Here is a 22,911-nt window from a genome sequence, read left to right as displayed (position 1 = left end):
ACACCGCAAGGCAATAAACGAGGGTTGATATGACGGACACAGCGAAATCGACGCCGAGCAAGGTCGAGATTGTTCAGCGCGACAATGCCTACAAGGGCTTCTACAAACTGGATCGGCTGAAACTGCGGCACGAGAAGTTTGATGGCGGCATGAGCCGTGAACTCAATCGCGAAGTCTTTGTGCGTCATGACGCCGTGTGTGTACTGCCCTACGACCCGCAGCGCGATGAAGTGGTGCTGATCGAGCAGTTTCGCGTCGGCGCCATGGGGCGTACCGACAACCCGTGGCTGATCGAAATGGTCGCCGGCCTTATCGACAAGGATGAGCAACCGGAGGAGGTTGCACACCGCGAAGCCGAGGAGGAAGCTGGCCTTACATTCTCCGCACTCTGGCCGATCACCAAGTACTTTCCGTCGCCGGGTGGCAGCACCGAATTTGTCCACTTGTTCCTGGGCCGTTGCGAAAGCGCCGGGGCCGGTGGCGTCCATGGACTGGAAGAGGAAGCCGAAGATATCCGCGTCACTGTCTGGGCCTTTGAAGACGCCCTGCAGGCGGTACGTGACGGTAAAATTTCCAACGCAGCGAGCATTATTGCCCTGCAATGGCTTGCGCTTAATCGCGCGGAAGTGAGGGGGTTATGGCAGTAAAGGCACGGGAGCGATATCGGGTTGACCTGATCGGGCTGCAAGCAGCCTGCGAGGCCAACTATGCACGGCTGATGCGGCTGCTGCCGGACATGCGCCACACCCCCGAGGCGCGGCGCATTGCCGTGACCCACGGCGACCAGATGCTCGGCGTGCTGACCCTGGAAGTGATCGTGAACTGCCCGTACACCACCACTTTGCGGGTGCGTCAGGAGCACAGCCTGCCGTGGCTGCCGGTGCCGCAGCTGGAAGTGCAGGTGTACCACGACGCACGCATGGCCGAAGTGATCAGCGCCGAACATGCACGACGCTTTCGCAGCATCTATCCTTACCCCAACGTGTTCATGCACCAACCCGATGAGAAAGCACAGCTCAATGTGTTCCTCGGTGAATGGTTGAGTCACTGCCTGGCCCTGGGCCACGAGTTCGAAGTCGTTCGATAGATGTGAACTGCGTCCGCTTCACGGGTTTCCTCTTTGTGTCCTGCCCCAGCATAATCGCCTCAAATGTCCATTCCTGTGATCACGCCCTGGGAGAACGCCTTGCCGAGCGTATCCGCCTTGAACCCTGACGCTTCGGCGTTGCTGGTGCAGTTGTCCGACAGTCACCTGTTTGCCGAGGCGGACGGCGGCCTGCTGGGCATGAATACCCGCGAGAGCCTGCAACGGGTGATCGACACGGTGCTGATGCAACAGCCGCAGATTGATCTGGTGCTGGCCACCGGGGATTTGTCCCAGGACGGTACGCTGGAGTCGTATCAGGCGTTTCGTGACATGACGCGGCAGATTCAGGCGCCGGCGCGCTGGATCCCGGGGAATCACGATGAGCCGCAGGTGATGCTGCAAGCGGCGATCAACAGTGCGTTGCTGGAACCGGTGGTGGATGTGGGTAACTGGCGGATTACCCTGCTGGACTCGGCGGTGCCCGGCTCGGTGCCGGGGTATTTGCAGGACCAGCAACTGCAACTGTTGGCGCAATCGTTGAGTGAGGCGCCGACTCGGCATCATCTGGTGTGTTTTCACCATCATCCGGTGTCGATTGGGTGCGCTTGGATGGAGCCCATCGGTTTGCGCAATCCTGAGGCGTTGTTTGCGGTGCTGGATCGGTTTCCGCAGGTGCGGGCGGTGCTTTGGGGGCATGTGCATCAGGAAATTGACCGGGAGCGCAATGGGGTGCGTTTGTTGGCTTCGCCTTCTACCTGTATTCAGTTCGCTCCCGGGAGTGAGGATTTCAGCGTGAGTGAGCAGGCGCCCGGGTATCGCTGGCTGCGCCTGCATGCCGACGGGCGGTTGGAAACCGGTGTGGAGCGGGTGCAGGGCTTCGCGTTTCAGGTGGATTACGGTAGCAACGGCTACTGAGATTTCCCTGTAAACTGCGCCTCTTTGGCAGACCCACAGAGGACCCGGAATGTCCGCATCGATCTTGTATATCCACGGTTTCAACAGCGCACCAGCCTCCAACAAGGCCAGCCAGTTGATCACCGTGATGGACAGCCTCGGTCTGGCCGACCAACTGCGCGTGCCGGCCCTGCATCACCACCCCCGCCAGGCGATCCCCCAGTTGGAGGCGGCTATCCGTGACCTCGGAAGGCCACTGCTGGTAGGCAGCTCACTCGGCGGCTACTATGCAACCCATCTTGCCGAACGCCATGGCCTCAACGCCTTGCTGGTCAACCCGGCAGTCAGCCCTCATCGGATGTTCGACGGTTACCTGGGCACCCAGAAGAACCTCTACACCGATGAGACCTGGGAGCTGACCCACGACCACGTCGCGGCCCTGGCCGAGCTGGAAGTGCCGGCGCCCCAGGACGCCCAGCGTTATCAGGTGTGGTTGCAGACCGGCGATGAAACACTGGATTATCGCCTCGCCCAGCAGTATTACCGGGCCTGTGCCTTGCGCATCCAGGCCGGTGGCGATCACGGTTACCAGGGCTTTGCCCAACAGTTACCGGCGCTGTTGAGTTTTGCCGGCATAGGCTCCGATCAGTACCAATCCTTCGATTTCACCGCATTGTGAAACCGCAGGTTACTTTTTAATCGAACGACTCACGACGAGACCCCATGGCCACTCCCAGCGCTAGCTCTTATAACGCCGACGCCATCGAAGTCCTCTCGGGCCTCGACCCGGTGCGCAAACGCCCCGGCATGTACACCGACACCAGTCGGCCGAACCACCTTGCCCAGGAAGTCATCGACAACAGCGTCGACGAAGCCTTGGCCGGGCACGCCAAGTCGGTACAAGTCATCCTTCACGCCGACCATTCCCTGGAAGTGTCCGACGACGGTCGTGGCATGCCGGTGGACATTCACCCGGAAGAGGGTGTGTCGGGCGTCGAGCTGATCCTCACCAAGCTGCACGCCGGCGGCAAGTTCTCCAACAAGAACTACCAGTTCTCCGGTGGCTTGCACGGTGTGGGTATTTCCGTGGTCAACGCCCTGTCGAACCACGTACGGGTCAAGGTCAAGCGCGACGGCAACGAGTATCAGATGACTTTCGCCGATGGCTACAAGGCCACCGACCTGGAAGTGATCGGCACCGTCGGCAAGCGCAACACCGGCACCAGCGTGTACTTCGCGCCGGACCCGAAATACTTCGATTCACCCAAATTCTCCATCAGCCGCCTCAAGCATGTGCTCAAGGCCAAGGCTGTTCTGTGCCCGGGCCTGCTGGTCAGCTTTGAAGACAAAGGCACCGGCGAAAAGGTCGAGTGGCATTACGAAGACGGCCTGCGGTCCTACCTGGAAGACTCTGTCAGCGAATTCGAGCGCCTGCCGAACGAGCCGTTCTGCGGCAGCCTGGCGGGTAATAAAGAAGCCGTGGACTGGGCCTTGTTGTGGCTGCCGGAAGGTGGCGACAGCGTCCAGGAAAGCTACGTCAACCTGATCCCGACGGCCCAGGGCGGTACCCACGTCAACGGTTTGCGCCAGGGCTTGCTGGATGCCATGCGCGAATTCTGCGAATACCGCAGCCTGCTGCCGCGCGGCGTGAAGCTGGCGCCGGAAGACGTCTGGGAGCGGATCGCGTTCGTCCTGTCGATGAAAATGCAGGAGCCGCAATTCTCCGGCCAGACCAAGGAGCGCCTGTCGTCCCGTGAGGCAGCGGCGTTTGTCTCCGGGGTGGTCAAGGATGCCTTCAGCCTGTGGCTCAACGAACACCCTGAATTGGGCCTGGCCCTGGCGGAACTGGCGATCAACAACGCCGGCCGTCGCCTGAAGGCCAGCAAGAAAGTCGAACGCAAGCGCATTACCCAGGGGCCGGCACTGCCTGGCAAGCTGGCGGACTGCGCCGGGCAAGACCCGATGCGCTCCGAGCTGTTCCTGGTGGAAGGTGATTCTGCCGGCGGTTCCGCCAAGCAAGCGCGGGACAAGGAATTCCAGGCGATCCTGCCCCTGCGGGGCAAGATCCTAAACACCTGGGAAGTCGATGGCAGCGAAGTACTGGCCAGCCAGGAAGTGCACAACATTGCCGTGGCCATCGGTGTCGACCCGGGCGCGGCGGACATGAGTCAGCTGCGCTACGGCAAGATCTGCATCCTCGCCGACGCCGACTCCGACGGCTTGCACATTGCGACCTTGCTCTGTGCATTGTTCGTCCAGCACTTCCGCCCATTGGTGGATGCCGGTCACGTCTATGTCGCCATGCCGCCGCTGTACCGCATCGACCTGGGCAAAGAGATTTTCTACGCCCTGGACGAAGCCGAGCGCGATGGCATTCTCGACCGCCTGGTGGCCGAGAAGAAACGCGGCAAGCCGCAGGTCACCCGATTCAAGGGCCTGGGTGAGATGAACCCGCCGCAGCTGCGGGAAACCACCATGGACCCGAACACTCGGCGCCTGGTGCAGTTGACCCTGGAAGATTTCGCCGCCACCTCGGAAATGATGGACATGTTGCTGGCGAAGAAACGCGCGCCGGATCGCAAGAACTGGCTGGAGTCCAAGGGCAACCTGGCCGAGGTTCTGGGCTGATGCGCAGCGGTTTCGCCCTGGCGATACTGTTGTTGAGCGGGTTGGCGGCCACCTCGGTGGTCGCAGCGCCTGCGGCTGAGCTGAAGCTGTTGTCGGAACACCCGGTGGAAGGCATGCGCGGCGGTAACCTGTCGGGCCTGGCCTTATGCGGTAGCGAATTGTGGACAGTCTCCGATCGCGATGACGACCAGATCTACCGGCTCGATACCGCCGGTGACGTCTGGAAAGCAGAGACATACGAGATTGATGTGCCGCCGGTGCCGGCGTCGGGTTTGCCCTTTGGCCTGCGCTCACGCACCAGGGCGGCTTCGTTGATTCGCGGTGGTGATCTGGATTTTGAAGGCATCAGCTGCGATGCGGCGGGTAACCGTTACATTGTCAGCGAAGCCCACGCGGCGGTTCTCAGGGTGCCTTTCTCCTCAGAACACGGTGAAACGGAGTGGCTGAAGATCGCCCCGGGCATGGTTCGCGAAGCTCGGGCCAGTGGCATGTTGCTGCACTTCAACGCGCTGTTTGAAGGCATCGTGGTGAACCCGGAAGGCAATCAAATCTGGCTCGCAGCAGAGCGTGAGCGGCGCGGGTTGATCTCCATCAAGCGCCCGCAAACCCTCTGGGATTGTGACGGCCCTTGTGTATTGCTGAGCGAGGCCGGCCAGGAGATGCAGCCGGCGCAGTTTCCGGGCGCCAAGGCGGTGTCCAAGGACTTTGCCGACCTGGCGCTGTTCAATGGCAAGCTGTTTACCCTGGAGCGCAATGCGTTTCAGGTGTGTCGCCGGGATGCGGTCACGGCCCAGGTGGAGTTGTGCTGGTCGTTTGCCGATGAAGCGCTGACGCCGAATCGGCGTTATGCCCAGGCCTATGGATTGGCCGAAGCCTTGGTGGTGGACGCTGACGGTGCCTGGATCGGCATCGACAACAACTTCGGTGCCCGCGCCGATGGCGAAAAGCGGCCGGTGGTCTATCGTTTCGCCGCCCCTGCGGGTGGCTGGAGCGCCAAGCCATGAGTGCGCAACCACCCGGCAAGCGCGCCGGGCGTGTGTTGATGTTCGTCGCGTGGGGCGCCGGCCTGTTTTTGGCGACACGATTTTTTGGGCAGTGGGAAGCGCGACAGGAAAACCCCAATGCCGTGGTGACCTCGGAGCAGCACGAGGGTTATATCGAAGTAAAACTGCTGGGCAACGGCCAAGGGCATTTTGTCGCCACTGGCCAGATCAACGGCAAGCCGGTGCAGTTCATGCTCGACACCGGGGCCACCGACGTGGCGGTTCCGGCTGAATTGGCCGACCGTCTCGGGCTTGAACGCGGCATGCCGGTTGGCGTGAGTACGGCCAACGGGCGAACCCAGGGCTTTCGGACCGAGTTGGGCCGTCTGCAACTGGGCGATATCGTCCTTCGGGACGTGCGCGCCATCGTGGTACCGGGTTTGGGCGATGAACAGGTATTGCTGGGCATGAGTGCATTGAAACAACTTGAATTTACCCAGCGCAGCGGCACTTTGCTGCTGCGCCAGACCAAACAATGATGAGGCCCGCATGAGTGACATCCTTGCAGACAGCTTAGATGGCGTTGAACGCCGGTCGCTGGCTGACTTCACCGAAAATGCCTACCTCAACTACTCCATGTACGTGATCATGGACCGTGCCTTGCCGCATATCGGCGACGGCCTGAAGCCCGTACAGCGGCGCATTATCTATGCGATGAGTGAGTTGGGCCTGGACGCTGACTCCAAGCACAAGAAGTCGGCGCGTACCGTCGGTGACGTGCTCGGTAAATTCCACCCTCACGGCGACTCGGCGTGCTACGAAGCCATGGTGCTGATGGCCCAGCCGTTCAGCTACCGCTACACGTTGGTGGACGGCCAAGGTAACTGGGGTGCGCCGGATGATCCGAAGTCCTTCGCCGCCATGCGTTACACCGAAGCGCGTCTGTCGCGGTATTCGGAAGTGCTGCTCAGCGAACTGGGCCAGGGCACGGCCAACTGGGGCCCGAACTTTGACGGCACCCTCGACGAGCCGCTGGTGTTGCCGGCACGTTTGCCGAATATCCTGCTCAATGGCACCACGGGTATCGCCGTGGGCATGGCCACTGACGTACCGCCCCACAACCTGCGGGAAGTGGCCAGCGCCTGCGTGCGCCTGCTGGATGAGCCGAAGGCTACGGTCGAACAGCTCTGCGAGCATATCCAGGGCCCGGATTACCCGACCGAAGCAGAAATCATCACGCCTCGCGCCGACCTGCTGAAAATCTACCAGACCGGTAAAGGCTCGGTGCGCATGCGCGCCGTGTACCACATCGAAGACGGCGACATCATCGTCACGGCGCTGCCGCACCAAGTGTCCGGCGCCAAGGTGCTGGAGCAGATTGCCGCGCTGATGCAGGCCAAGCCGTCGAAGCTGCCGCAAGTCGCCGACCTGCGTGACGAGTCCGACCACGAAAACCCGTGCCGCATCGTGATCATCCCGACCAACAGCCGGGTCGACCATGAAGTGCTGATGCAGCATCTGTTCGCCAGCACCGAGCTGGAGTCCAGCTATCGGGTCAACATCAACATCATTGGCCTGGATGGCAAGCCGCAGTTGAAGAACCTGCGGGCTTTGCTGGTGGAATGGCTGGAATTCCGGGTGCAGACCGTGCGTCGCCGCCTGCAATTCCGCCTGGACAAGGTCGAACGCCGCCTGCACCTGTTGGACGGCTTGCTGATCGCTTATCTCAACCTGGATGAAGTGATCCATATCATCCGTACCGCCGAGCACCCGAAGGCCGAGCTGATCGCGCGCTTCGAACTCAGCGAAATCCAGGCCGACTACATCCTCGACACCCGTCTGCGTCAGTTGGCGCGACTGGAAGAGATGAAGCTGCGGGACGAACAGGACGCGCTGCTCAAGGAACAAGCCAAGCTCCAGGCCCTGCTGGGCAGCGAGGCCAAGCTGAAGAAGCTGGTGCGCACCGAGCTGATCAAGGACGCCGAAACCTATGGCGACGACCGCCGCTCGCCGATTGTCGAGCGCGCCGAAGCCAAGGCCCTGACCGAAACCGAGCTGCTGCCCAACGAGAAAATTACCGTCGTTCTGTCGGAAAAGGGTTGGGTTCGCTCAGCCAAAGGGCATGATATTGACGCCACCGGCCTGTCTTACAAGGCTGGCGACGGTTTCAAAACCGCGGCGGCGGGGCGTTCCAACCAGTTTGCGGTGTTTATCGACTCCACCGGTCGCAGTTACTCGGTGCCGGCGCACACCTTGCCATCGGCGCGGGGGCAGGGCGAGCCATTGACCGGACGCCTGACACCGCCGCCGGGTGCGAATTTTGAGTGCGTGCTGCTGCCGGACGATGACTCGTTGTACGTCATCGCTTCCGATGCGGGCTATGGGTTCGTGGTCAAAGGTGAAGACCTGCAGGCCAAGAACAAGGCGGGCAAGGCGTTGTTGAGCCTGCCGAACAACGCCAAGGTGATCCTGCCGCGTCCGGTGGAAGACCGTGAAGGCAACTGGCTGGCGTCGGTGACGACCGAAGGGCGCCTGCTGGTGTTCAAGATCAGCGATTTGCCGCAGTTGGGCAAAGGCAAGGGCAACAAGATCATTGGTATTCCCGGGGAGCGGGTGGCCAGTCGCGAAGAGTACGTGACCGACATCGCCGTGATCCCGGAAGGCTCGACCCTGGTGTTGCAGGCCGGCAAGCGCACGTTGTCACTGCGCCCTGACGACCTCGAGCACTACAAGGGTGAGCGGGGTCGTCGTGGCAATAAACTGCCGCGCGGCTTCCAGCGAGTGGACGCTTTACTGGTGGAAACGCCCGTTTAAGGCGATATAGAGCGCCCGATCTACGATTTAACCCGTAGATCGACGCTTTCGCGCTGGAGTCATGGCGCATATTCACGGATGATATGGCCTTTCCAGCGCCGGCGTGGCTGAGCGCGTACAGGTTATTTTTGAGTATTACATTGTGGTTCGCCTTGTGGCAGCCACCTGGATGGGATGATGACTGCTCCGCGCCTTCCTTTATTTTTGTTGCTCGCTGGCCTTTTGGGCCTGGCGGGTTGCAGCACACACCAACCGGTGTCGCTGTATCAGCTGGACAGTGGAAGTCCGGCTCAGCCTGCACAAAGTGCCGGCATGGCTGTATTGCTTGGCCCTGTTGTAGTGGCCGACTATCTGCAACGTGAAACCCTGCTGCAACGTCAGAACGACGGCAGCCTGCAAGGTTCCACCGATGGCCGCTGGGCCGGTAGCCTTTCGTCCGACATCAATCAGTTGATGTTGCGCCAGGTGGCTGGCCACCTGGACAGCCAGCGTGTGGTATTGGCGCCGGCGCCGTTGGGTTTTGCCCCGGACGTACAGGTGCTGCTGACCATTACGCGACTGGACTCGGGCGTTTCGCAGCCCGCTATCCTCGACGCGCAATGGCGCCTGATTGACCGTCGTGGCCAGGTGCGGGATAACCGCATCGTGCACTTGCAGGAAGAGCACAGCGGCAGCACCGCGTCCCAGGTCCAGGCCCAGGGTGTGTTGCTGCAACGTTTGGCTGACCAGCTGTCGGTGGCCCTCAAACCATTGGCCAATCAGCCAGCGGTGGCAGAAGCGCCACGCAAACAAGCCCCGGCGCAGCCCAAGGCTGCGGCACCGGAGAAGCCGAAGATGCCGATGGCCGTGCCGATTCGCACCGATATGGAAGTGTTCAGGTTCTGACCTGAATACAGACCAACAAAAAGGCCCGCTGATGAGCGGGCCTTTTGTTTGTGCGGGATTTGAGCGGTACGCAGATCTAATGTGGGAGCGGGCTTGCTCGCGAAGGCGGCGGATCAGTCGATACATAGGCTGACTGACAGGCCGCTTTCGCGAGCAAGCCCGCTCACACATTGATTTGCGTTGTTCTTTAGTTCTTCGCCCGCGTCTCATGCATCCGCGCCAGCTGGCGCTCAAGCATCGACGGGTAAGGCTCCATCAACCGCTCCACACAGCACGCACCTTCAGGGCTGGCAATCGGGCGGATCCGCGCACGCTGGCGAATCAGCACGTCGTCACTGATCTTGCGTTCCACCAGCAGCAGGTTGCGGCTGTGTTGCGACAAGGCCAGCGCATCCTGGGCAATCTCGGTCAGGAGCAGATCGATCTGGCTCATGCCATACAGATCGTCGCCCACCGTCAGGCCCAATTGCAGTTGCAGGGTGATGCCGCTGTCGGCCACTTCGATTTGCAGCGCATGGCCCAGGGCCCGCAGCAGTTCACCGCAGCAGATGGCGTTGGTCAGGTAGTCTTCGCCGCTGTCTTCGCTGTGGAACAGCATCAAGGTGCTGCCGTCGTTCAGGGTGTGCAGTTCGCTCTGATACAGCGAGGCCGCCTGGTCGAGGCAGTCACGATAACGTTCCAGCAGCTCGGTCAGGCGTGCCCGCGGCAAGCGACGCAGTTGATCCTGTGCGCCCAGTTGCACGGCCAATACGGCGCTGTGCTGGGGCTGGGTGCTGCGCACCGGAGCAGGCTGCACAGCAGGAGCGGTTGGCACTGAAGTATCGCGAAGATCGGCGAACGGGTCTTCTTCGTCCAGTTCGTCTTCTTCTGCCTTGATCACATGACGGGTCGCCGGCTTTTGGGCCGCTACCGGCGCAGACTCGTCGAAGCTCGGGTCCCGCAGGTTGCGCACTTCAAACTCGGGCTCGTCGTCTTCGTAGTCGGTGTCGTCGAACTCGGGCTCGGGTTCAACCTCGGGCACTACGGGCTCCGGCGCGAAGCTGGTGTGCAGTTGGCGGGCGAGGTCGCCGATTTCGTCCTGGCGGTCGGTGGCCGGGGTGTGTTCATCGATATCCCGCAGCCAGATGCGCAGTTGCATCAGTGGCGTGGAGATATGCCGGCCCAGGCGCAGGCTCAAGGCCAGGGACAGTGCCAGCAGGATCGCACTCAAGATACCCATGCTTTGCAGGCTGATGGTCATCGGCTGCTGGAACTGTTGCATGTCCAGGCTGATGCGCAGTTGGCCGGCCTTCACGTCCTGAAACGTGATATTGCTCTGGTACAGGCCTTCGGCTTCACCCAGCAGGCCGTTTTTCGGGCGTTGCCCGGCTTCGGCCATGATCCGGTTGTCCACGCTATAGATAGCGGCGTGGGCCACTAGCGGGTTCTTGGTCAGGTTGTTGAGCAGCACGTTGAGGCTGAGGATGTCGTTGGACACCAACAACTCAGTCGCCGAGGTGGCGGTCTGGGTGGTCAGGCTCTCGCCCAAAGCGTCGGCTTGCTCGTGCATGGCCTGCTTGAACTGCAAACCCATCACGCAGGCGTAGATGACCAGGGCCAGGGCGACCAGGATCACGTTATGGCTGGCGATGCGTAATGCGATCGGTACACGGCGGTGGCGCAGTGCCCGGAAGATCAGCAGGAAGAAGTTATCGGTTTTTACTGGCGTGGGCCGGTTCACTTAAGCTCGGCTCTTTAGTCCGTGAAGTTGACGCGCAGTATAGCGACAGGCCCAAGACCGGCAAAGCGCTGGCTGTGCCCGATGGTCACTGAAAGTGGGTAGAATGCGGTTTTTTTCCAGCTCGGGGGTGCGCTTTGCGCGAAATTGTCCTGATTAACATCACAGGTGAGGACCGTCCGGGTCTCACTGCAGCCATTACCGGTGTTCTGGCCCAGGGTGGTGTGAACATTCTCGACATCGGCCAGGCGGTGATTCACGACACGCTGTCGTTCGGCATCCTGGTGGAAATTCCCAGCACCGAGCAGGCCTCGTCCGTGCTCAAGGACATACTGTTTACGGCGTATAAGCTCGATCAGCAGGTGCGTTTCACCCCGGTGTCCGAAGAGGATTACCAGAGCTGGGTAGCCGGCCAGGGCAAAAAACGCCACATCGTGACGCTGTTGACTCGCAAGGTGACGGCCGAGCAATTGCAGCGTGTCAGTTCGATCACGGCTCAATACGGTTTGAATATCGACCACATTGACCGTCTGTCGGGTCGTATGCCGTTGGACACGCCAGCAGACAAGGGCAAGGGCTGCATCGAGTTCTCCGTACGCGGTGAGCCGGCAGATCCTCAGGCCCTGCGTGCCGAATTCCTGAGCGTTGCCCAGGAGCTGAATGTCGATATCGCCTTCCAGGAAGACTCGCTGTTCCGCCGCAATCGCCGCCTGGCGGTGTTCGACATGGACTCGACGCTGATCGAAGCCGAAGTCATCGACGAATTGGCCAAGGCTGCCGGTGTAGGCGAGCAGGTTTCGGAAATTACCGAGCGTGCGATGGCTGGTGAGCTGGATTTCCGAGCCAGCTTCAAGGAGCGCCTGGCGCTGCTCAAAGGCCTCGACGTCAGCGTGCTGGACTCCATCGGCGCCTCGCTGCGCCTGACCGAAGGCGCCGAAACCCTGTTCGCCGAACTCAAGCGCCTGGGCTACAAGACCGCGATCCTGTCGGGCGGTTTCACCTACTTCGCCAAGCAATTGCAGGCCAAGCTGGGTATCGACTATGTGTTCGCCAACGAGCTGGAAGTGGTGGACGGCAAGGTGACGGGTGTGGCCGTGGAGCCGATTGTCGACGCACAGCGTAAGGCTGACCTGTTGCGGGAATTGGCACACAAGGAAGGGTTGCGTCTGGAGCAGACCATTGCGGTCGGCGACGGGGCAAATGACTTGCCGATGCTGGCGATTGCCGGGTTGGGTGTGGCGTTCCGGGCCAAGCCGATGGTCAAGCAATCGGCCAAGCAGGCGATTTCGACTTTAGGGCTGGATGGCGTGTTGTACCTGTTGGGCTTTCGCGACCGCGACGGTCAGCTCTGAAGATCGTTCCCACGCTCTGCGTGGGAACGCCGCCCTGGACGCTCCGCGTCCGATTTTGAGGTTGGGACGCGGAGCGTCCCGGGATGCATTCCCACGCGGAGCGTGGGAGTGATCGCTAGGTCAGGCTTTCGGCAAACCCATGCCCTGGCCCATCTGCACCGGCGTCCCCGCCTGCAGTGCTTCCGACCATTGCACCTGGTCCGGCCCAAACAGCACGATTGCCGTCGAACCCAGCTTGAAGCGCCCCAGTTCCGCACCTTTTTCCAGGTGGATCGGCCCACGGGCAGCTTCGTCATAACGGAAGGTTTTCAGCTCGCGTTTTGGCGGCGTTACCAAGCCTGCCCAAACCGTTTCAATCGATGCCACGATCATCGCGCCAACCAGCACCACGGCCATCGGGCCGCGTTCGGTGTCGAAAATGCAGGCAACACGCTCGTTACGCGCAAACAGTTCCGGCACATTTTCGGCCGTGGTCTGGTTCACCGAGAAGATTCGGCCAGGGATATAAACCATTTCCCGCAGGGTGCCGGCCAATGGCATATGCACCCGGTGGTAGTCCTTCGGCGACAGGTAAACAGTGGCGAAATCGCCGCCCATGAACGGCGCAGCCACCGCCGCATCGCCGCCCAGCAATTCCAGCACGCTGAAGCTGTGGCCCTTGGCCTGGAACACCCGGCCATGTTCAATCGGGCCCAACTGGCTGACAGCGCCATCGGCCGGGCTCAACACCGCGCCTGGGGTCTGATCCAGCGGGCGTGCACCGTCTTTCAGTGCGCGGGTGAAGAAGGCGTTGAAGTGCTCGTAAGCGGTCACGTCTTCAACCAGGGCCTGGGACATGTCCACTTGATAACGCTTGGCAAACCAGCTGGTGAACGCATTCTTGAACCAGCGCACGCGGCATTCGGCAATGCAACCGGCCAGACGCGACAGCAGGTGGTGGGGCAGCAAGTACTGGCTGAGGATGAACAACTGCTTTTTCATTAACTGTCCTTAAACCTTAAATCTCAACGGGGGTGTCGGGGTGGTTGCCCCATTCGCCCCAGGAACCGGCATAACCTTTGACTCGCGGATAACCGAGCGCCTTGGCCACCAGGTAGGTGAAGCCAGAACGATGGTGAGTCTGGCAGTGGGTGATGATTTCTTTGTCGCGGGTCAGCCCTAGGTCTTCGAGGATCTGCGGCATGTCGCGGCGGATGCGCAGTTGGCGTGCCTTGTCCATGCCGGCGGTCCATTCGAAGTTCACCGCGCCCGGGATGTGTCCACCCTTGGCCGCGAGGACTTTCTCGCCGGAGTATTCCAGCGGGCCACGGGCGTCCCAGATGCCCAGGTCGGCAGCGCCGAGGCGGCTTTGCAGGTACTCGCGGGTGGCGGTGGGTTCTTCATGCAACGTCAGGCTGACCGGGCCGCCGGCGCTGGCCGGTACCTCGGTGGACACTGGGTGTTTTTCTTCCAGCCACGCCAGCAGGCCGCCATCGAGGTAGTGGTATTTCTTGTGGCCGATGACGTCGAGCATCCAGATGAATCGCCCGGCCCAGCCACCGCCTTCGTCGTCATACACCACGTAGGTGGCATCCGGGGTGTGGCCCAGTTCGCCGAACAGCTTTTCAAGATCGGCCTTGCCCGGCAGCAGGCCCGGCGCTGGTGGCTGGCCCAGTTGAGTGCGTTTTGGATCAACGAAACGTGCGCCGGGGATATGCCCTTCGGCGTAACGCGCAGCGCTGGTGAGGTCCACCAGGATCAGGTGTTCGGCATCGAGGCGACCGAGCAGGTCACTGGCCTCGATGACCAGCGGCAAGCCAGAGAAGTCAGGCATGTGAGGTCTCCTGGGCATAAAAATTGGGCGCTAAGGGAGGGCGATTGTAGCGCAAGCGTCAGGCACTGCGGTTGGTAAAGCTGTGCAGGGCCTTTTCGATGCATTGGGCGGTTTTGCCGAAGGCCTGCACGGTGGTTTCCGAGAACGGCCCGCCGCCCTGGTCGGCCACCATCAGCATCACCACCCGGCCATTGCAGCTCAGGGAGCGCAGCAGCAGGTGTTCGCCCTTGAACAGGCGGCGCAGCTCCGGCGGCAGCAGTGCCGAGAACTGGGCGTGGTTGTCGGGGTTGAGGCGCACCTGGGCGGACTTGGCCAGCAGGCGTTGCAGCAGGGTGCTTTGCGCCACGTCGAGGCTCATGTGGTCTGCGTCCTTCGGCAGGCCGTCGACTTGATGCACACGTAGCGTGCTCAAGGTTTTGTCCGTCATCAGCAGCATCACCCGTTGCATGCCGCAGGCCACGAGGGCTTCCTTGGCGCAGGTGGTCAGGTGCATGGCATTGGCAAAGCGGCTCGGCTCTACGAGCAATTCGGTGCAGCGCTTGCGCCAGATCGCCAGGGACTCGGCGGTGGGTGGCGGTGCCGGCAGCAAGCCGTGGTGAACGCGCTGCACATCCCATGGCCAGATCAACGACAGCGCCGGGTGCCACAGGTCGCGCATCAGGGTGCTGCGGGCGCTGATTGCCGCGTGTTGGTGGGACTGTTGCTGCACTTCGGCCAACGGTTGCTGCAGGTAAAGCGCAGTGAGGTATTGCCAGCGCTGGGTGTGCGGGCAGGTCCAGGACTCCTGCGCCGCCAGCGCCAGGCCGTTGGCCAACAGCACAGTGTTGGCCGGCTGGTTCAGCCAGCGGCGCAGGTTCGGGTCGGCATCCAGCAACTGCTGTTGGCGCAACGGCTCGTCTTCACGGGCAATGCTCAGCGCCTTGACCAGCAAGCGTTGTTCCGTCAGCAGCAACGTATAACCCTGGGATACCCAGATCGGCAGGCGCCAGGTGTTGGTCAACCCCAGGCACAGGTCCAGCAGGCGTACGCCGAACAGCTCCTGTTCGACTGTGCGGGCCGATTCGCCCTTGTGAATCACCCGCAGCTCCCATTCTTCCAGCAGCTTGGGATAGGCAATCGCCATCGGCCACAGCGGCGAAAGGAACAGCAGGCTGCCCCAGTGAATGTCTTGCCACAACCGCGCCAGGCGGCTGGCGAACAGGCCGCTGGCTTGTTGCGAAGCGTGCTGGCTGATCATCTGCAGCTGGCGCAGGGCCACGGGGATTTCATTCAGCGGCACGGAAGGCAGGCGCCGCAGCAGCTCCTCGGTGCGCTTGAGGCCGAGGCGATTGATCGCCACTTCGAGGTTTTCTGCCGGCTCCGCGAGGCTGCCGTGGGCCTGGTTGTTGGCCTCGCGCATCACGCTCAGCACCAGCGCCGGGCTGTTCTGCATCAGCTCTGCAATATCCCGCAACGAACTGCGGTTGTCGCCGATGGCCTTGCAAACCCGGTCGTGGCTCGCCTGTGGAACAGGCAACAGCACATCGTCCAGGCGCTTTATCCAAGCGGCGAGGGTGGCGGGTTTTTGAGTTGGGACTGTCGTTTCATTTGCCATGATTGGGGCGCGATCATCACTTGCGGTCAACACGCCCGGGACGGGCCGAACTGGTTTTTCGCCATAACGGGCTATAGTCTGGCGCAGATTTGCCGATAAGTAGAACAAGAGTTTTCAACTCTTGCGAATATGACCCTGAACCCGACGGCGCAAGTACTCATCCCCTATGGCTAAAATTATCGGCATCATCGTCGTCATCGCGAGCGTGCTCGGCGGATACGTCCTTTCCCACGGCAAGATTGCGGCGCTGATCCAGCCTTTCGAAGTGCTGATTATCGGCGGTGCGGCGTTCGGCGCATTCCTGCAGGCCAACCCCGGCTACATGACGATGCACGTGATCAAGAAGTCGCTGGGCATGTTCAGCTCGCGCTTCTCCCACACCTTCTACCTGGAAGTGCTGGGGCTGATCTACGAGATCCTCAACAAGAGCCGCCGCGAAGGCATGATGGCCATCGAAGGCGACATCGAGGACGCCGCGGCGAGCCCGATTTTTGCCAAGTACCCGGCCGTGCTCAAAGACGAGCGCATGACCGCCTACATCTGTGATTACCTGCGCATCATGTCGTCCGGCAACATGGCGCCCCATGAGCTGGAAGGCCTGTTCGACATGGAACTGTTCAGCCTCAAGGAAGAGCTGGAGCACCCATCCCACGCCGTGACCGGCATCGCCGACGGCATGCCCGGTTTCGGTATTGTTGCCGCGGTGCTCGGGATCGTGGTGACCATGGCCTCCCTCGGTGAAGGCGACCAGAAAGCCATCGGCATGCACGTAGGTGCGGCACTGGTAGGCACCTTCTTCGGTATTCTCGCGGCCTACGGTTTCTTCGGCCCGCTGGCCACGTCCCTGGCCCACGATGCCAAGGAAGAAGTGAATCTGTACGAAGCCATCAAGGCCTGCCTGGTGGCTTCGGCTTCCGGCATGCCGCCATCGTTGGCAGTGGAGTTCGGGCGCAAGGTTCTGTATCCGAAGCACCGTCCAAGCTTCGCTGAGCTGGAACAAGCGGTTCGCGGTCGCTAAGCCATGGAAAACAACCAGCCGATCATCATCAAGCGCGTCAAGCGCTTCGCTGCGGGGCACCATGGCGGCGCCTGGAAAATCGCCTTCGCCGACTTTGCGACGGCGATGATGGCGTTCTTCCTGGTGCTGTGGCTGATGTCCACCGCCACGCCGGAACAGAAGATCGCCATCGCCGGTTACTTCAAGGACCCCATCGGTTTCTCCGAGAGCGGCACGCCTTTTGTGATCGACCTCGGTGGTTCGCCGCAACTGGCGCCCGAGCGCACCATCAACCCGGAAATCAAGACCGACTCGCCGCAGGAAAAGATCCCGATCGAGCGCGACACCGTCGAGAGCATGGCTGAACAGGTCGAGCAGGAACGCCTGGAATTGCTGCTGCAGGAACTGCAAACCAAGGTTGAGGAAAACCCGCAACTGCTGAAGTTCAAGGACCAGATTTCCTTCGAGATCACCCCGGATGGCTTGCGCATCCAGATCACGGACGCCGCCAACCGGCCGATGTTCGATTCCGGCAGTGCACGCTTGAAGCCGTACTTTGAAGACATCCTGCTGGCCATGGCCGACACCATCAAGGCGGTGCCGAACAAGATCAGCATCAGCGGCCACACCGACGCCAAGCCGTATGCAGGCCAGGGCGACTTCGGCAACTGGGAGCTCTCGGCCAACCGGGCCAATGCCGCGCGTCGTGCACTGGTGGCCGGCAGCTATCCGGACCCGCAAGTGGCACGGGTGGTGGGGTTTGCTTCCTCGCAGCTGTTTGATCCCAAGGATCCGTTCAATCCGATCAACCGACGCATCGATATCGTCGTGCTGACCAAAAAGGCCCAGCGTGCAATTGAAGGTGACCCGCCTGCGACGCCACCGGTACCGACCCAGGGTGAAGGCGCGCCGGGCGAGGTGCCGGCAGACCCGAACGCACTGCCGCCGGAGCAGGAGCCGTTGCCGGCCCATGAGCTGCGGCAGAAGCTGAACCTGTTTGACGATGGCGGTGTGAAGGATCCGACTCAGCCAGCCACTGGCTCGTAAGCAGGTACAAAAAGGCCGCGATGATCGCGGCCTTTTTGTATCTGCTACATCCTGTAGGAGCGAGCTTGCTCGCGATGGACGTTAACGATGACGCGTGCTCTCTGAATGCACGCGGCGCCCTCAAGCTTTTCGCGAGCAAGCTCGCTCCTACATGTTAATAGCTGGTCTCGGGCAAGCTGGCGATGATCGAGCGATAGCTGTTCATTCGCTGCTGCTGCACGCGGCCGTCTTCCAGTGCCTTGAGCAGGGCGCAACCCGGCTCGCGGTCATGTTTGCAGTCACGGAAGCGGCAGGTGCCGATCAAGTCGTTGAACTCGATAAAGCCCGCTTCAACATCGGCACGGCTCACATGGCCCAGGCCGAATTCACGAATGCCTGGGGAGTCGATCAGTTCACCGCCGCCCGGGAAGTGGAACAATCGCGCGGTGGTGGTGGTGTGGGTGCCCTGGCCGGACAGCTCCGACAATGGACCCACACGGGTTTCGACTTCCGGCAACAGGCTGTTGACCAGGGACGACTTGCCCACACCCGACTGGCCGACGAACACGCTGATGCGTCCATCCAGTTCGGTCTGTAACTGTTCCATGCCATTGCCGTGATGCGCCGAGACTTCCAGCACCGGGTAGCCGAGGGTGCGGTACACCGCCAGCAACGCGTTGAGCGCCGGGGCGTTCTGTTCGTCGATCAGGTCGAATTTGTTCAGCAGCAACAGCGGGCGAATGCCGGCGTGTTCGGCGGCTACCAGGTAGCGGTCGATCAGGTTGGCATGGGGTTCGGGCAGTGGCGCGAAGACAATGACGATCATGTCGACGTTGGCCGCTACCGGCTTGAGCTGGCCACGGCTGTCGGGGCGACGCAGTTCGGTGGTACGTGGCAGTTGGGCGACGATGACGCCGATGCCCTGGTTGCCGGCACGCCACACCACCCGGTCGCCGGTCACCAGCGCAGGCAGGTTGGCGCGCAGGTGGCAACGGAACACCTGGCCGGCGTGATCGCCTTCGGTGGCCTCGACTTCGACCTGCACACCGAAGTGCGCGATCACCAGGCCCGTTTGCTCTGGGCCCAGGTCGCCGCCCTCAAGCGCTTCCACGGCGGAGGATTCACGTTTGGCGGCGCGGGCAGCGCGTTCGCCCTGAATCTTTTCGATGCGCCAGTTTTGGCGACGGTTGAGCTGGCGTTTGGCCATTGGTGTTCCGTGTCGATAATGCAAAGGTTAGGTGAAACGGTCGCGAGTCTAGCACGCCCTGCCTGCTAAACTGCGCAGCTACGCCAAGGTGCCAAGGAACCACGACATGCAAAACCCACAGAACCTGATTTGGATCGATCTGGAAATGACCGGTCTGAACCCTGACACCGACGTCATCATCGAGATGGCGACCATTGTCACCGACAGCAACCTCAACACCTTGGCCGAAGGTCCGGTGATCGCCATTCACCACAGCGACGCGGTGCTGGCCACCATGGACGAGTGGAACACCCGCACCCACGGCAACTCGGGCCTGACCCAGCGTGTGCGCGACAGCCGCGTGAGCATGGCTGAGGCTGAAGCCGAAACCATCGCCTTCCTGGAAAAGTGGGTACCCAAGGGCAAGTCGCCAATCTGCGGCAACAGCATTTGCCAGGACCGCCGCTTTCTCTATACCCACATGAAGGCGCTGGAAAGCTACTTCCACTACCGCAACCTGGACGTGTCGACCTTGAAGGAGCTGGCCGCGCGCTGGGCGCCGGAAGTCAAAGACAGCTTCCACAAGGGCAGCACCCACCTGGCGCTGGACGATATTCGCGAGTCGATTGCCGAGCTGCAGCATTACCGCAAGCATTTCATCAAGTTCTGACTTGAGTCGTGGTGAGGCGTTTTTGTGGCGAGGGAGCTTGCTCCCGCTGGGCTGCGAAGCGGCCCTGAAAAATGGGACTGCTGCGCAGTCCAACGGGAGCAAGCTCTCTCGCCACATCAGCAAGAGCTTTAAGCTCTTCAGCGCTCGCCCCCTTTTGGTGCCATCACCAAATGATTAGACTGCGCGCCTCTTTGCAAGGATCGCCACCATGCTGCTGATGCTCTACCTCATCGCCATCACCGCCGAAGCCATGACGGGCGCCTTGTCCGCCGGGCGGCGCGGGATGGACTGGTTCGGTGTGGTGCTGATCGCCTGCGTGACGGCACTGGGCGGCGGTTCGGTGCGTGACGTGTTGCTCGGCCACTACCCGCTGACCTGGGTCAAACACCCGGAGTACCTGGTGCTGACCTCCGTCGCGGCCCTGGTGACCATCTTCATCGCTCCATTGATGCGCCACCTGCGGTCGCTGTTCCTCGCGTTGGACGCCGTGGGCCTGGTGGCCTTCACCCTGATCGGCAGCATGACCGCCCTGGAAATGGGCCACGGCATGCTGGTGGCTTCAGTCAGCGGTGTGATCACCGGGGTATTCGGCGGCATCCTGCGGGATATCTTCTGCAACGACATTCCGTTGATCTTCCGCCGCGAGCTGTACGCCAGCGTGTCGTTCCTGGCCGCCTGGTTCTACATGCTGTGCATCTACCTTGAGCTGCCAAGTGAGCAATCGATCCTGCTGACGCTGTTCAGCGGCTTTCTATTGCGCCTGCTGGCGATCCGTTTTCACTGGGAAATGCCCAAGTTCGTCTACAACGACGACGTGCACTGACGTTCGGCGTGCTGGTTCAGCGCCCATTCCACATGTTCGCGCACCAGTTCCGAGGGGTATTCCCGACGCGCCTTCAGCGCTTCCAGCACCGGAATGCTTGATGGCGCATTGCCCAGGCCCACCGCCAGGTTGCGCAGCCAGCGCTCATAGCCGGCGCGGCGCAGGGGAGAACCTTCGGTGCTGCTGAGGAATTTGTCCTCGTCCCACATAAACAACTCGGCGAGCTCTGCGTTATCCAGGTTGTGCCGTGGCTTGAAATCGCCTTCGTCGGTAGGCCGCGCGAAACGATTCCACGGGCAAACGATCTGACAGTCATCGCAGCCGAATACCCGATTGCCGATCAGTGGGCGCAGTTCTTCGGGGATCGCGCTTTTCAGCTCAATGGTCAGGTAGGAAATGCAGCGCCGGGCGTCCAGCACGTAGGGCCCGACGAAGGCATTGGTAGGGCAGATATCCAGGCAGGCGGTGCAGCGGCCACAATGTTCGGTGGCGTGGGGTGGGTCGACCGGCAACGGCAGGTCGACAAACAGCTCGCTCAGGAAGAAGTAACTGCCCGCCTTGCGATTGAGTACCAGGGTGTTCTTGCCGATCCAGCCCAGCCCGGCCTGCTCGGCGATGGCTTTTTCCAGCACGGGGGCGCTGTCGACAAAGGCGCGGAAGCCGAACGGGCCGATTTGCGCCTGGATGCGGTCGGCCAGTTGCTGCACGCGCTTGCGGATCAGCTTGTGGTAGTCGCGGCCCAGGGCGTAGCGGGAGATGTAGGCTTTTTCGGGTTTGGCCAGCAGTTGGGCCATTTGGGTGTCGCCCGGCAAGTAGTCCATGCGCAGTGAGACCACGCGCAAGGTGCCGGGTACCAGCTCCTCCGGGTGTGAGCGCTTGCTGCCGTGGGCGCCCATGTAGTCCATTTCGCCGTGGTAGCCGGCGTCGAGCCAGCGTTGCAGGTGCTGTTCATGCTCGGCGAGGTCGAGGCCGCTGATGCCCACTTGTTGAAAGCCCAGCTCGCGGCCCCAGTCTTTGATCGATTGGGCGAGGGCGGGCAGGTCGTAGGTAATAGCAGGCATGAACAAGAGAAACCGCAGGTTAGATGCGTATAATTCTGCCAGACATCGGAGCTTGAAGACGCATGCCGCAGACAAAACACGAAATACCCGACGTTCAGCACCTGTTGCCCGGCCAATTGCCGCAACTCGCTGCGCGTTCCCCGGACGCCCATAAAGGCCAGCTCGGCCATGTATTGCTGATCGGCGGCGACCGCGGTTTTGGCGGCGCCGCCTTGCTCAGTGCTGAAAGTGCCCTGCGCAGTGGTGCCGGCATGGTTTCCCTGGCGACCCGTAGCGAACACGTCGGTGCGGCGCTGGCGCGGTTGCCGGAAGTGATGACGGTGGGCGTGCACTCGGCCAATCAATTGATGGGCCTGCTGGAAAAGATTTCCGTGATCGTCATCGGCCCGGGCCTGGGCGAGGTCTCCTGGGGCAAAAGCCTGCTGTCGGTAGCGGCCAATGCCAGGCAGCCGCAAGTCTGGGACGCCGATGCCTTGAACCTGCTGGCGGCGGGCAGCGTCAGCCTGCCGGCCAATTGCGTGATCACTCCGCATCCTGGCGAAGCGGCCCGCTTGATGGGTATTTCGACAGCCGAGGTTCAGGCCGACCGCCTTAACGTGGCGCGCGCCTTGAGTCAGAAATTCAATGCGGTGGCGATCCTCAAGGGCGCCGGCAGCTTGATCGCCAGCCCGGACGGTCGGGTTGCCCGCTGCGATCAGGGCCATCCTGCAATGGCAACCGCTGGCCTTGGCGATGTGTTGGCCGGCCTGGTCGGTGCTTTGCTGGCGCAAGGCATGCCGGCATTTGATGCCGCCTGCCTGGCGGTCTGGCTGCATGCCACTGCCGGAGATCGCCAGGGTACCTACGGTCGCGGGCTGGCCGCCAGTGACCTGATTCCTGCCATTCGTCAGTTGCTGGAGGAGCAATCGCCGTGTCTGAAGTAGTTCTTTTCCTGCCTGATGAAGACGCCATGGTCGCCTTGGGCAACCGTATTGCCCGGGTCACTCAAGGCTCAGGGCTGATCTTTCTGGAAGGCGATCTCGGCGCCGGAAAAACCACCTTGTCCCGGGGCATCATTCGCGGGTTGGGGCACGCGGGTGCTGTGAAAAGCCCTACGTTCACCTTGGTAGAACCCTACGAAATCGGTGACGTACGAGCGTTCCACTTCGACCTGTATCGCCTGGTGGACCCGGAAGAACTGGAATACATGGGCATTCGTGATTACTTCGATGAGGACGCCTTGTGCCTGATCGAGTGGCCAGATAAAGGCACAGGCTTTTTGCCAAAGCCGGACCTGACCATTACCATTACCCCGCATAAGCAAGGACGTCAGCTGAAGTTGTTGTCCCAGAGCGCGCGCGGCGAGTCGTGGTGCGCCGCCTTGGCATTGGAATTCAAATAA

At 61.5% G+C, this 22,911-nt stretch carries 22 protein-coding genes and 1 pseudogene; 17 read left to right on the top strand and 6 right to left on the bottom strand.

Translation table 11 applies throughout. The annotated features are described in order from the left end of the window. Positions 1-29 precede the first annotated feature (29 nt). From HX821_RS22930 to HX821_RS22890, 9 genes are all read left to right on the top strand, one after another. On the top strand, positions 30-647 hold the full coding sequence (locus HX821_RS22930; protein ID WP_003209505.1) for an NUDIX domain-containing protein: 618 nt from the start codon (positions 30-32) through the stop codon (positions 645-647). Continuing rightward, entirely contained in the window at positions 638-1,087 is a 450-nt protein-coding gene (locus HX821_RS22925; RefSeq protein ID WP_003209507.1) for a DUF1249 domain-containing protein, read from the top strand. Before HX821_RS22930 ends, HX821_RS22925 begins: the two co-directional genes overlap by 10 nt. A gap of 99 nt (positions 1,088-1,186) precedes the next feature. Next, positions 1,187-2,002 carry a 3',5'-cyclic-AMP phosphodiesterase gene (gene cpdA, locus HX821_RS22920; RefSeq protein ID WP_177036504.1) on the top strand — a complete coding sequence of 272 codons (816 nt, stop codon included), beginning with the start codon at positions 1,187-1,189 and terminating at the stop codon, positions 2,000-2,002. A gap of 49 nt (positions 2,003-2,051) precedes the next feature. Then, positions 2,052-2,660, top strand: coding sequence for a YqiA/YcfP family alpha/beta fold hydrolase (locus tag HX821_RS22915; protein WP_003209516.1), 609 nt, complete (start codon positions 2,052-2,054; stop codon positions 2,658-2,660). Positions 2,661-2,704: 44 nt separating this feature from the next. Continuing rightward, positions 2,705-4,609 (top strand): DNA topoisomerase IV subunit B, encoded by a 1,905-nt coding sequence (parE, locus tag HX821_RS22910; RefSeq protein WP_003209518.1) that lies wholly within the window; start codon positions 2,705-2,707, stop codon positions 4,607-4,609. Further along, on the top strand, positions 4,609-5,613 hold the full coding sequence (locus tag HX821_RS22905; protein WP_177036432.1) for an esterase-like activity of phytase family protein: 1,005 nt from the start codon (positions 4,609-4,611) through the stop codon (positions 5,611-5,613). Before parE ends, HX821_RS22905 begins: the two co-directional genes overlap by 1 nt. Further along, positions 5,610-6,131 carry a TIGR02281 family clan AA aspartic protease gene (locus HX821_RS22900; protein ID WP_008439113.1) on the top strand — a complete coding sequence of 174 codons (522 nt, stop codon included), beginning with the start codon at positions 5,610-5,612 and terminating at the stop codon, positions 6,129-6,131. Before HX821_RS22905 ends, HX821_RS22900 begins: the two co-directional genes overlap by 4 nt. A 10-nt stretch (positions 6,132-6,141) precedes the next feature. Continuing rightward, a complete protein-coding gene (gene parC, locus HX821_RS22895; protein ID WP_003217539.1) occupies positions 6,142-8,406 on the top strand; it encodes a DNA topoisomerase IV subunit A in 2,265 nt (754 codons plus the stop codon). 177 nt (positions 8,407-8,583) lie between these two features. Next, positions 8,584-9,291 (top strand): membrane integrity-associated transporter subunit PqiC, encoded by a 708-nt coding sequence (locus tag HX821_RS22890; protein ID WP_003217538.1) that lies wholly within the window; start codon positions 8,584-8,586, stop codon positions 9,289-9,291. Positions 9,292-9,478: 187 nt separating this feature from the next. Here the strand turns inward: HX821_RS22890 and HX821_RS22885 are convergent, their stop codons facing one another. Continuing rightward, complete coding sequence (locus HX821_RS22885) at positions 9,479-11,011, bottom strand: AhpA/YtjB family protein (RefSeq protein ID WP_008439111.1); 1,533 nt, start codon at positions 11,009-11,011, stop codon at positions 9,479-9,481. Positions 11,012-11,145: 134 nt separating this feature from the next. Here HX821_RS22885 and serB point away from each other — a divergent pair, with 134 nt between their 5' ends. After that, entirely contained in the window at positions 11,146-12,360 is a 1,215-nt protein-coding gene (gene serB, locus HX821_RS22880) for a phosphoserine phosphatase SerB (RefSeq protein ID WP_177036431.1), read from the top strand. A gap of 120 nt (positions 12,361-12,480) precedes the next feature. Here serB and asd read toward each other — a convergent pair whose 3' ends face one another. The 3 genes from asd to HX821_RS22865 are packed head-to-tail and all read right to left on the bottom strand — an operon-like array spanning position 12,481 to position 15,767. After that, positions 12,481-13,341 carry an archaetidylserine decarboxylase gene (gene asd, locus HX821_RS22875; RefSeq protein ID WP_003217535.1) on the bottom strand — a complete coding sequence of 287 codons (861 nt, stop codon included), beginning with the start codon at positions 13,339-13,341 and terminating at the stop codon, positions 12,481-12,483. 16 nt (positions 13,342-13,357) lie between these two features. Then, entirely contained in the window at positions 13,358-14,173 is an 816-nt protein-coding gene (locus HX821_RS22870; RefSeq protein WP_102367974.1) for a rhodanese-like domain-containing protein, read from the bottom strand. Positions 14,174-14,231: 58 nt separating this feature from the next. After that, a complete protein-coding gene (locus HX821_RS22865; RefSeq protein WP_177036430.1) occupies positions 14,232-15,767 on the bottom strand; it encodes an HDOD domain-containing protein in 1,536 nt (511 codons plus the stop codon). Positions 15,768-15,933: 166 nt separating this feature from the next. Between HX821_RS22865 and motA the strand changes: the two genes are divergently transcribed. The 3 genes and pseudogenes from motA to HX821_RS32060 form a co-directional block, all read left to right on the top strand. Continuing rightward, positions 15,934-16,785, top strand: coding sequence for a flagellar motor stator protein MotA (motA, locus tag HX821_RS22860; RefSeq protein ID WP_003217532.1), 852 nt, complete (start codon positions 15,934-15,936; stop codon positions 16,783-16,785). 3 nt (positions 16,786-16,788) lie between these two features. After that, complete coding sequence (gene motB, locus HX821_RS22855; RefSeq protein ID WP_003217531.1) at positions 16,789-17,811, top strand: flagellar motor protein MotB; 1,023 nt, start codon at positions 16,789-16,791, stop codon at positions 17,809-17,811. Positions 17,812-17,831: 20 nt separating this feature from the next. Further along, positions 17,832-17,963, top strand: a pseudogene (locus tag HX821_RS32060) (outer membrane lipoprotein carrier protein LolA); the annotation flags it as partial. A gap of 2 nt (positions 17,964-17,965) precedes the next feature. Here the strand turns inward: HX821_RS32060 and rsgA are convergent. Further along, on the bottom strand, positions 17,966-18,997 hold the full coding sequence (gene rsgA / locus HX821_RS22850) for a small ribosomal subunit biogenesis GTPase RsgA (RefSeq protein WP_076018064.1): 1,032 nt from the start codon (positions 18,995-18,997) through the stop codon (positions 17,966-17,968). A gap of 106 nt (positions 18,998-19,103) precedes the next feature. Here rsgA and orn point away from each other — a divergent pair, with 106 nt between their 5' ends. Both orn and HX821_RS22840 read left to right on the top strand, forming a co-directional pair. Beyond that, on the top strand, positions 19,104-19,646 hold the full coding sequence (orn, locus tag HX821_RS22845) for an oligoribonuclease (RefSeq protein ID WP_003217529.1): 543 nt from the start codon (positions 19,104-19,106) through the stop codon (positions 19,644-19,646). A gap of 208 nt (positions 19,647-19,854) precedes the next feature. Then, positions 19,855-20,469 carry a trimeric intracellular cation channel family protein gene (locus tag HX821_RS22840; RefSeq protein ID WP_003217528.1) on the top strand — a complete coding sequence of 205 codons (615 nt, stop codon included), beginning with the start codon at positions 19,855-19,857 and terminating at the stop codon, positions 20,467-20,469. Here HX821_RS22840 and queG read toward each other — a convergent pair. Next, positions 20,448-21,530, bottom strand: a complete 1,083-nt coding sequence (gene queG / locus HX821_RS22835; RefSeq protein WP_003217527.1) for a tRNA epoxyqueuosine(34) reductase QueG — start codon at positions 21,528-21,530, stop codon at positions 20,448-20,450. The genes HX821_RS22840 and queG overlap by 22 nt on opposite strands. 62 nt (positions 21,531-21,592) lie before the next feature. On the opposite strand from queG, the gene HX821_RS22830 reads away from it, so the two are divergent. Continuing rightward, positions 21,593-22,453 carry an NAD(P)H-hydrate dehydratase gene (locus HX821_RS22830; RefSeq protein WP_177036429.1) on the top strand — a complete coding sequence of 287 codons (861 nt, stop codon included), beginning with the start codon at positions 21,593-21,595 and terminating at the stop codon, positions 22,451-22,453. Further along, the gene (tsaE, locus tag HX821_RS22825; RefSeq protein WP_003217524.1) at positions 22,441-22,911 is read left to right on the top strand and encodes a tRNA (adenosine(37)-N6)-threonylcarbamoyltransferase complex ATPase subunit type 1 TsaE; all 471 of its coding nucleotides are present in this window, start codon (positions 22,441-22,443) and stop codon (positions 22,909-22,911) included. Before HX821_RS22830 ends, tsaE begins: the two co-directional genes overlap by 13 nt.

Source organism: Pseudomonas sp. B6001 (genome assembly GCF_013386015.1).
Lineage (GTDB): Bacteria > Pseudomonadota > Gammaproteobacteria > Pseudomonadales > Pseudomonadaceae > Aquipseudomonas.
This window is presented reverse-complemented; position numbering and strand designations above follow the sequence as displayed.

Bases quoted from the DNA above. Each gene is read 5' to 3' on its own strand.
- HX821_RS22930 (WP_003209505.1), top strand. From the start codon at position 30: ATGACGGACACAGCGAAATCGACGCCGAGCAAGGTCGAGATTGTTCAG.
- HX821_RS22925 (WP_003209507.1), top strand. From the start codon at position 638: ATGGCAGTAAAGGCACGGGAGCGATATCGGGTTGACCTGATCGGGCTG.
- HX821_RS22915 (WP_003209516.1), top strand. From the start codon at position 2,052: ATGTCCGCATCGATCTTGTATATCCACGGTTTCAACAGCGCACCAGCC.
- parE (WP_003209518.1), top strand. From the start codon at position 2,705: ATGGCCACTCCCAGCGCTAGCTCTTATAACGCCGACGCCATCGAAGTC.
- HX821_RS22905 (WP_177036432.1), top strand. From the start codon at position 4,609: ATGCGCAGCGGTTTCGCCCTGGCGATACTGTTGTTGAGCGGGTTGGCG.
- HX821_RS22900 (WP_008439113.1), top strand. From the start codon at position 5,610: ATGAGTGCGCAACCACCCGGCAAGCGCGCCGGGCGTGTGTTGATGTTC.
- parC (WP_003217539.1), top strand. From the start codon at position 6,142: ATGAGTGACATCCTTGCAGACAGCTTAGATGGCGTTGAACGCCGGTCG.
- HX821_RS22890 (WP_003217538.1), top strand. From the start codon at position 8,584: ATGACTGCTCCGCGCCTTCCTTTATTTTTGTTGCTCGCTGGCCTTTTG.
- asd (WP_003217535.1), bottom strand. From the start codon at position 13,341: ATGAAAAAGCAGTTGTTCATCCTCAGCCAGTACTTGCTGCCCCACCAC.
- HX821_RS22870 (WP_102367974.1), bottom strand. From the start codon at position 14,173: ATGCCTGACTTCTCTGGCTTGCCGCTGGTCATCGAGGCCAGTGACCTG.
- HX821_RS22865 (WP_177036430.1), bottom strand. From the start codon at position 15,767: ATGGCAAATGAAACGACAGTCCCAACTCAAAAACCCGCCACCCTCGCC.
- motA (WP_003217532.1), top strand. From the start codon at position 15,934: ATGGCTAAAATTATCGGCATCATCGTCGTCATCGCGAGCGTGCTCGGC.
- motB (WP_003217531.1), top strand. From the start codon at position 16,789: ATGGAAAACAACCAGCCGATCATCATCAAGCGCGTCAAGCGCTTCGCT.
- rsgA (WP_076018064.1), bottom strand. From the start codon at position 18,997: ATGGCCAAACGCCAGCTCAACCGTCGCCAAAACTGGCGCATCGAAAAG.
- orn (WP_003217529.1), top strand. From the start codon at position 19,104: ATGCAAAACCCACAGAACCTGATTTGGATCGATCTGGAAATGACCGGT.
- HX821_RS22840 (WP_003217528.1), top strand. From the start codon at position 19,855: ATGCTGCTGATGCTCTACCTCATCGCCATCACCGCCGAAGCCATGACG.
- queG (WP_003217527.1), bottom strand. From the start codon at position 21,530: ATGCCTGCTATTACCTACGACCTGCCCGCCCTCGCCCAATCGATCAAA.
- HX821_RS22830 (WP_177036429.1), top strand. From the start codon at position 21,593: ATGCCGCAGACAAAACACGAAATACCCGACGTTCAGCACCTGTTGCCC.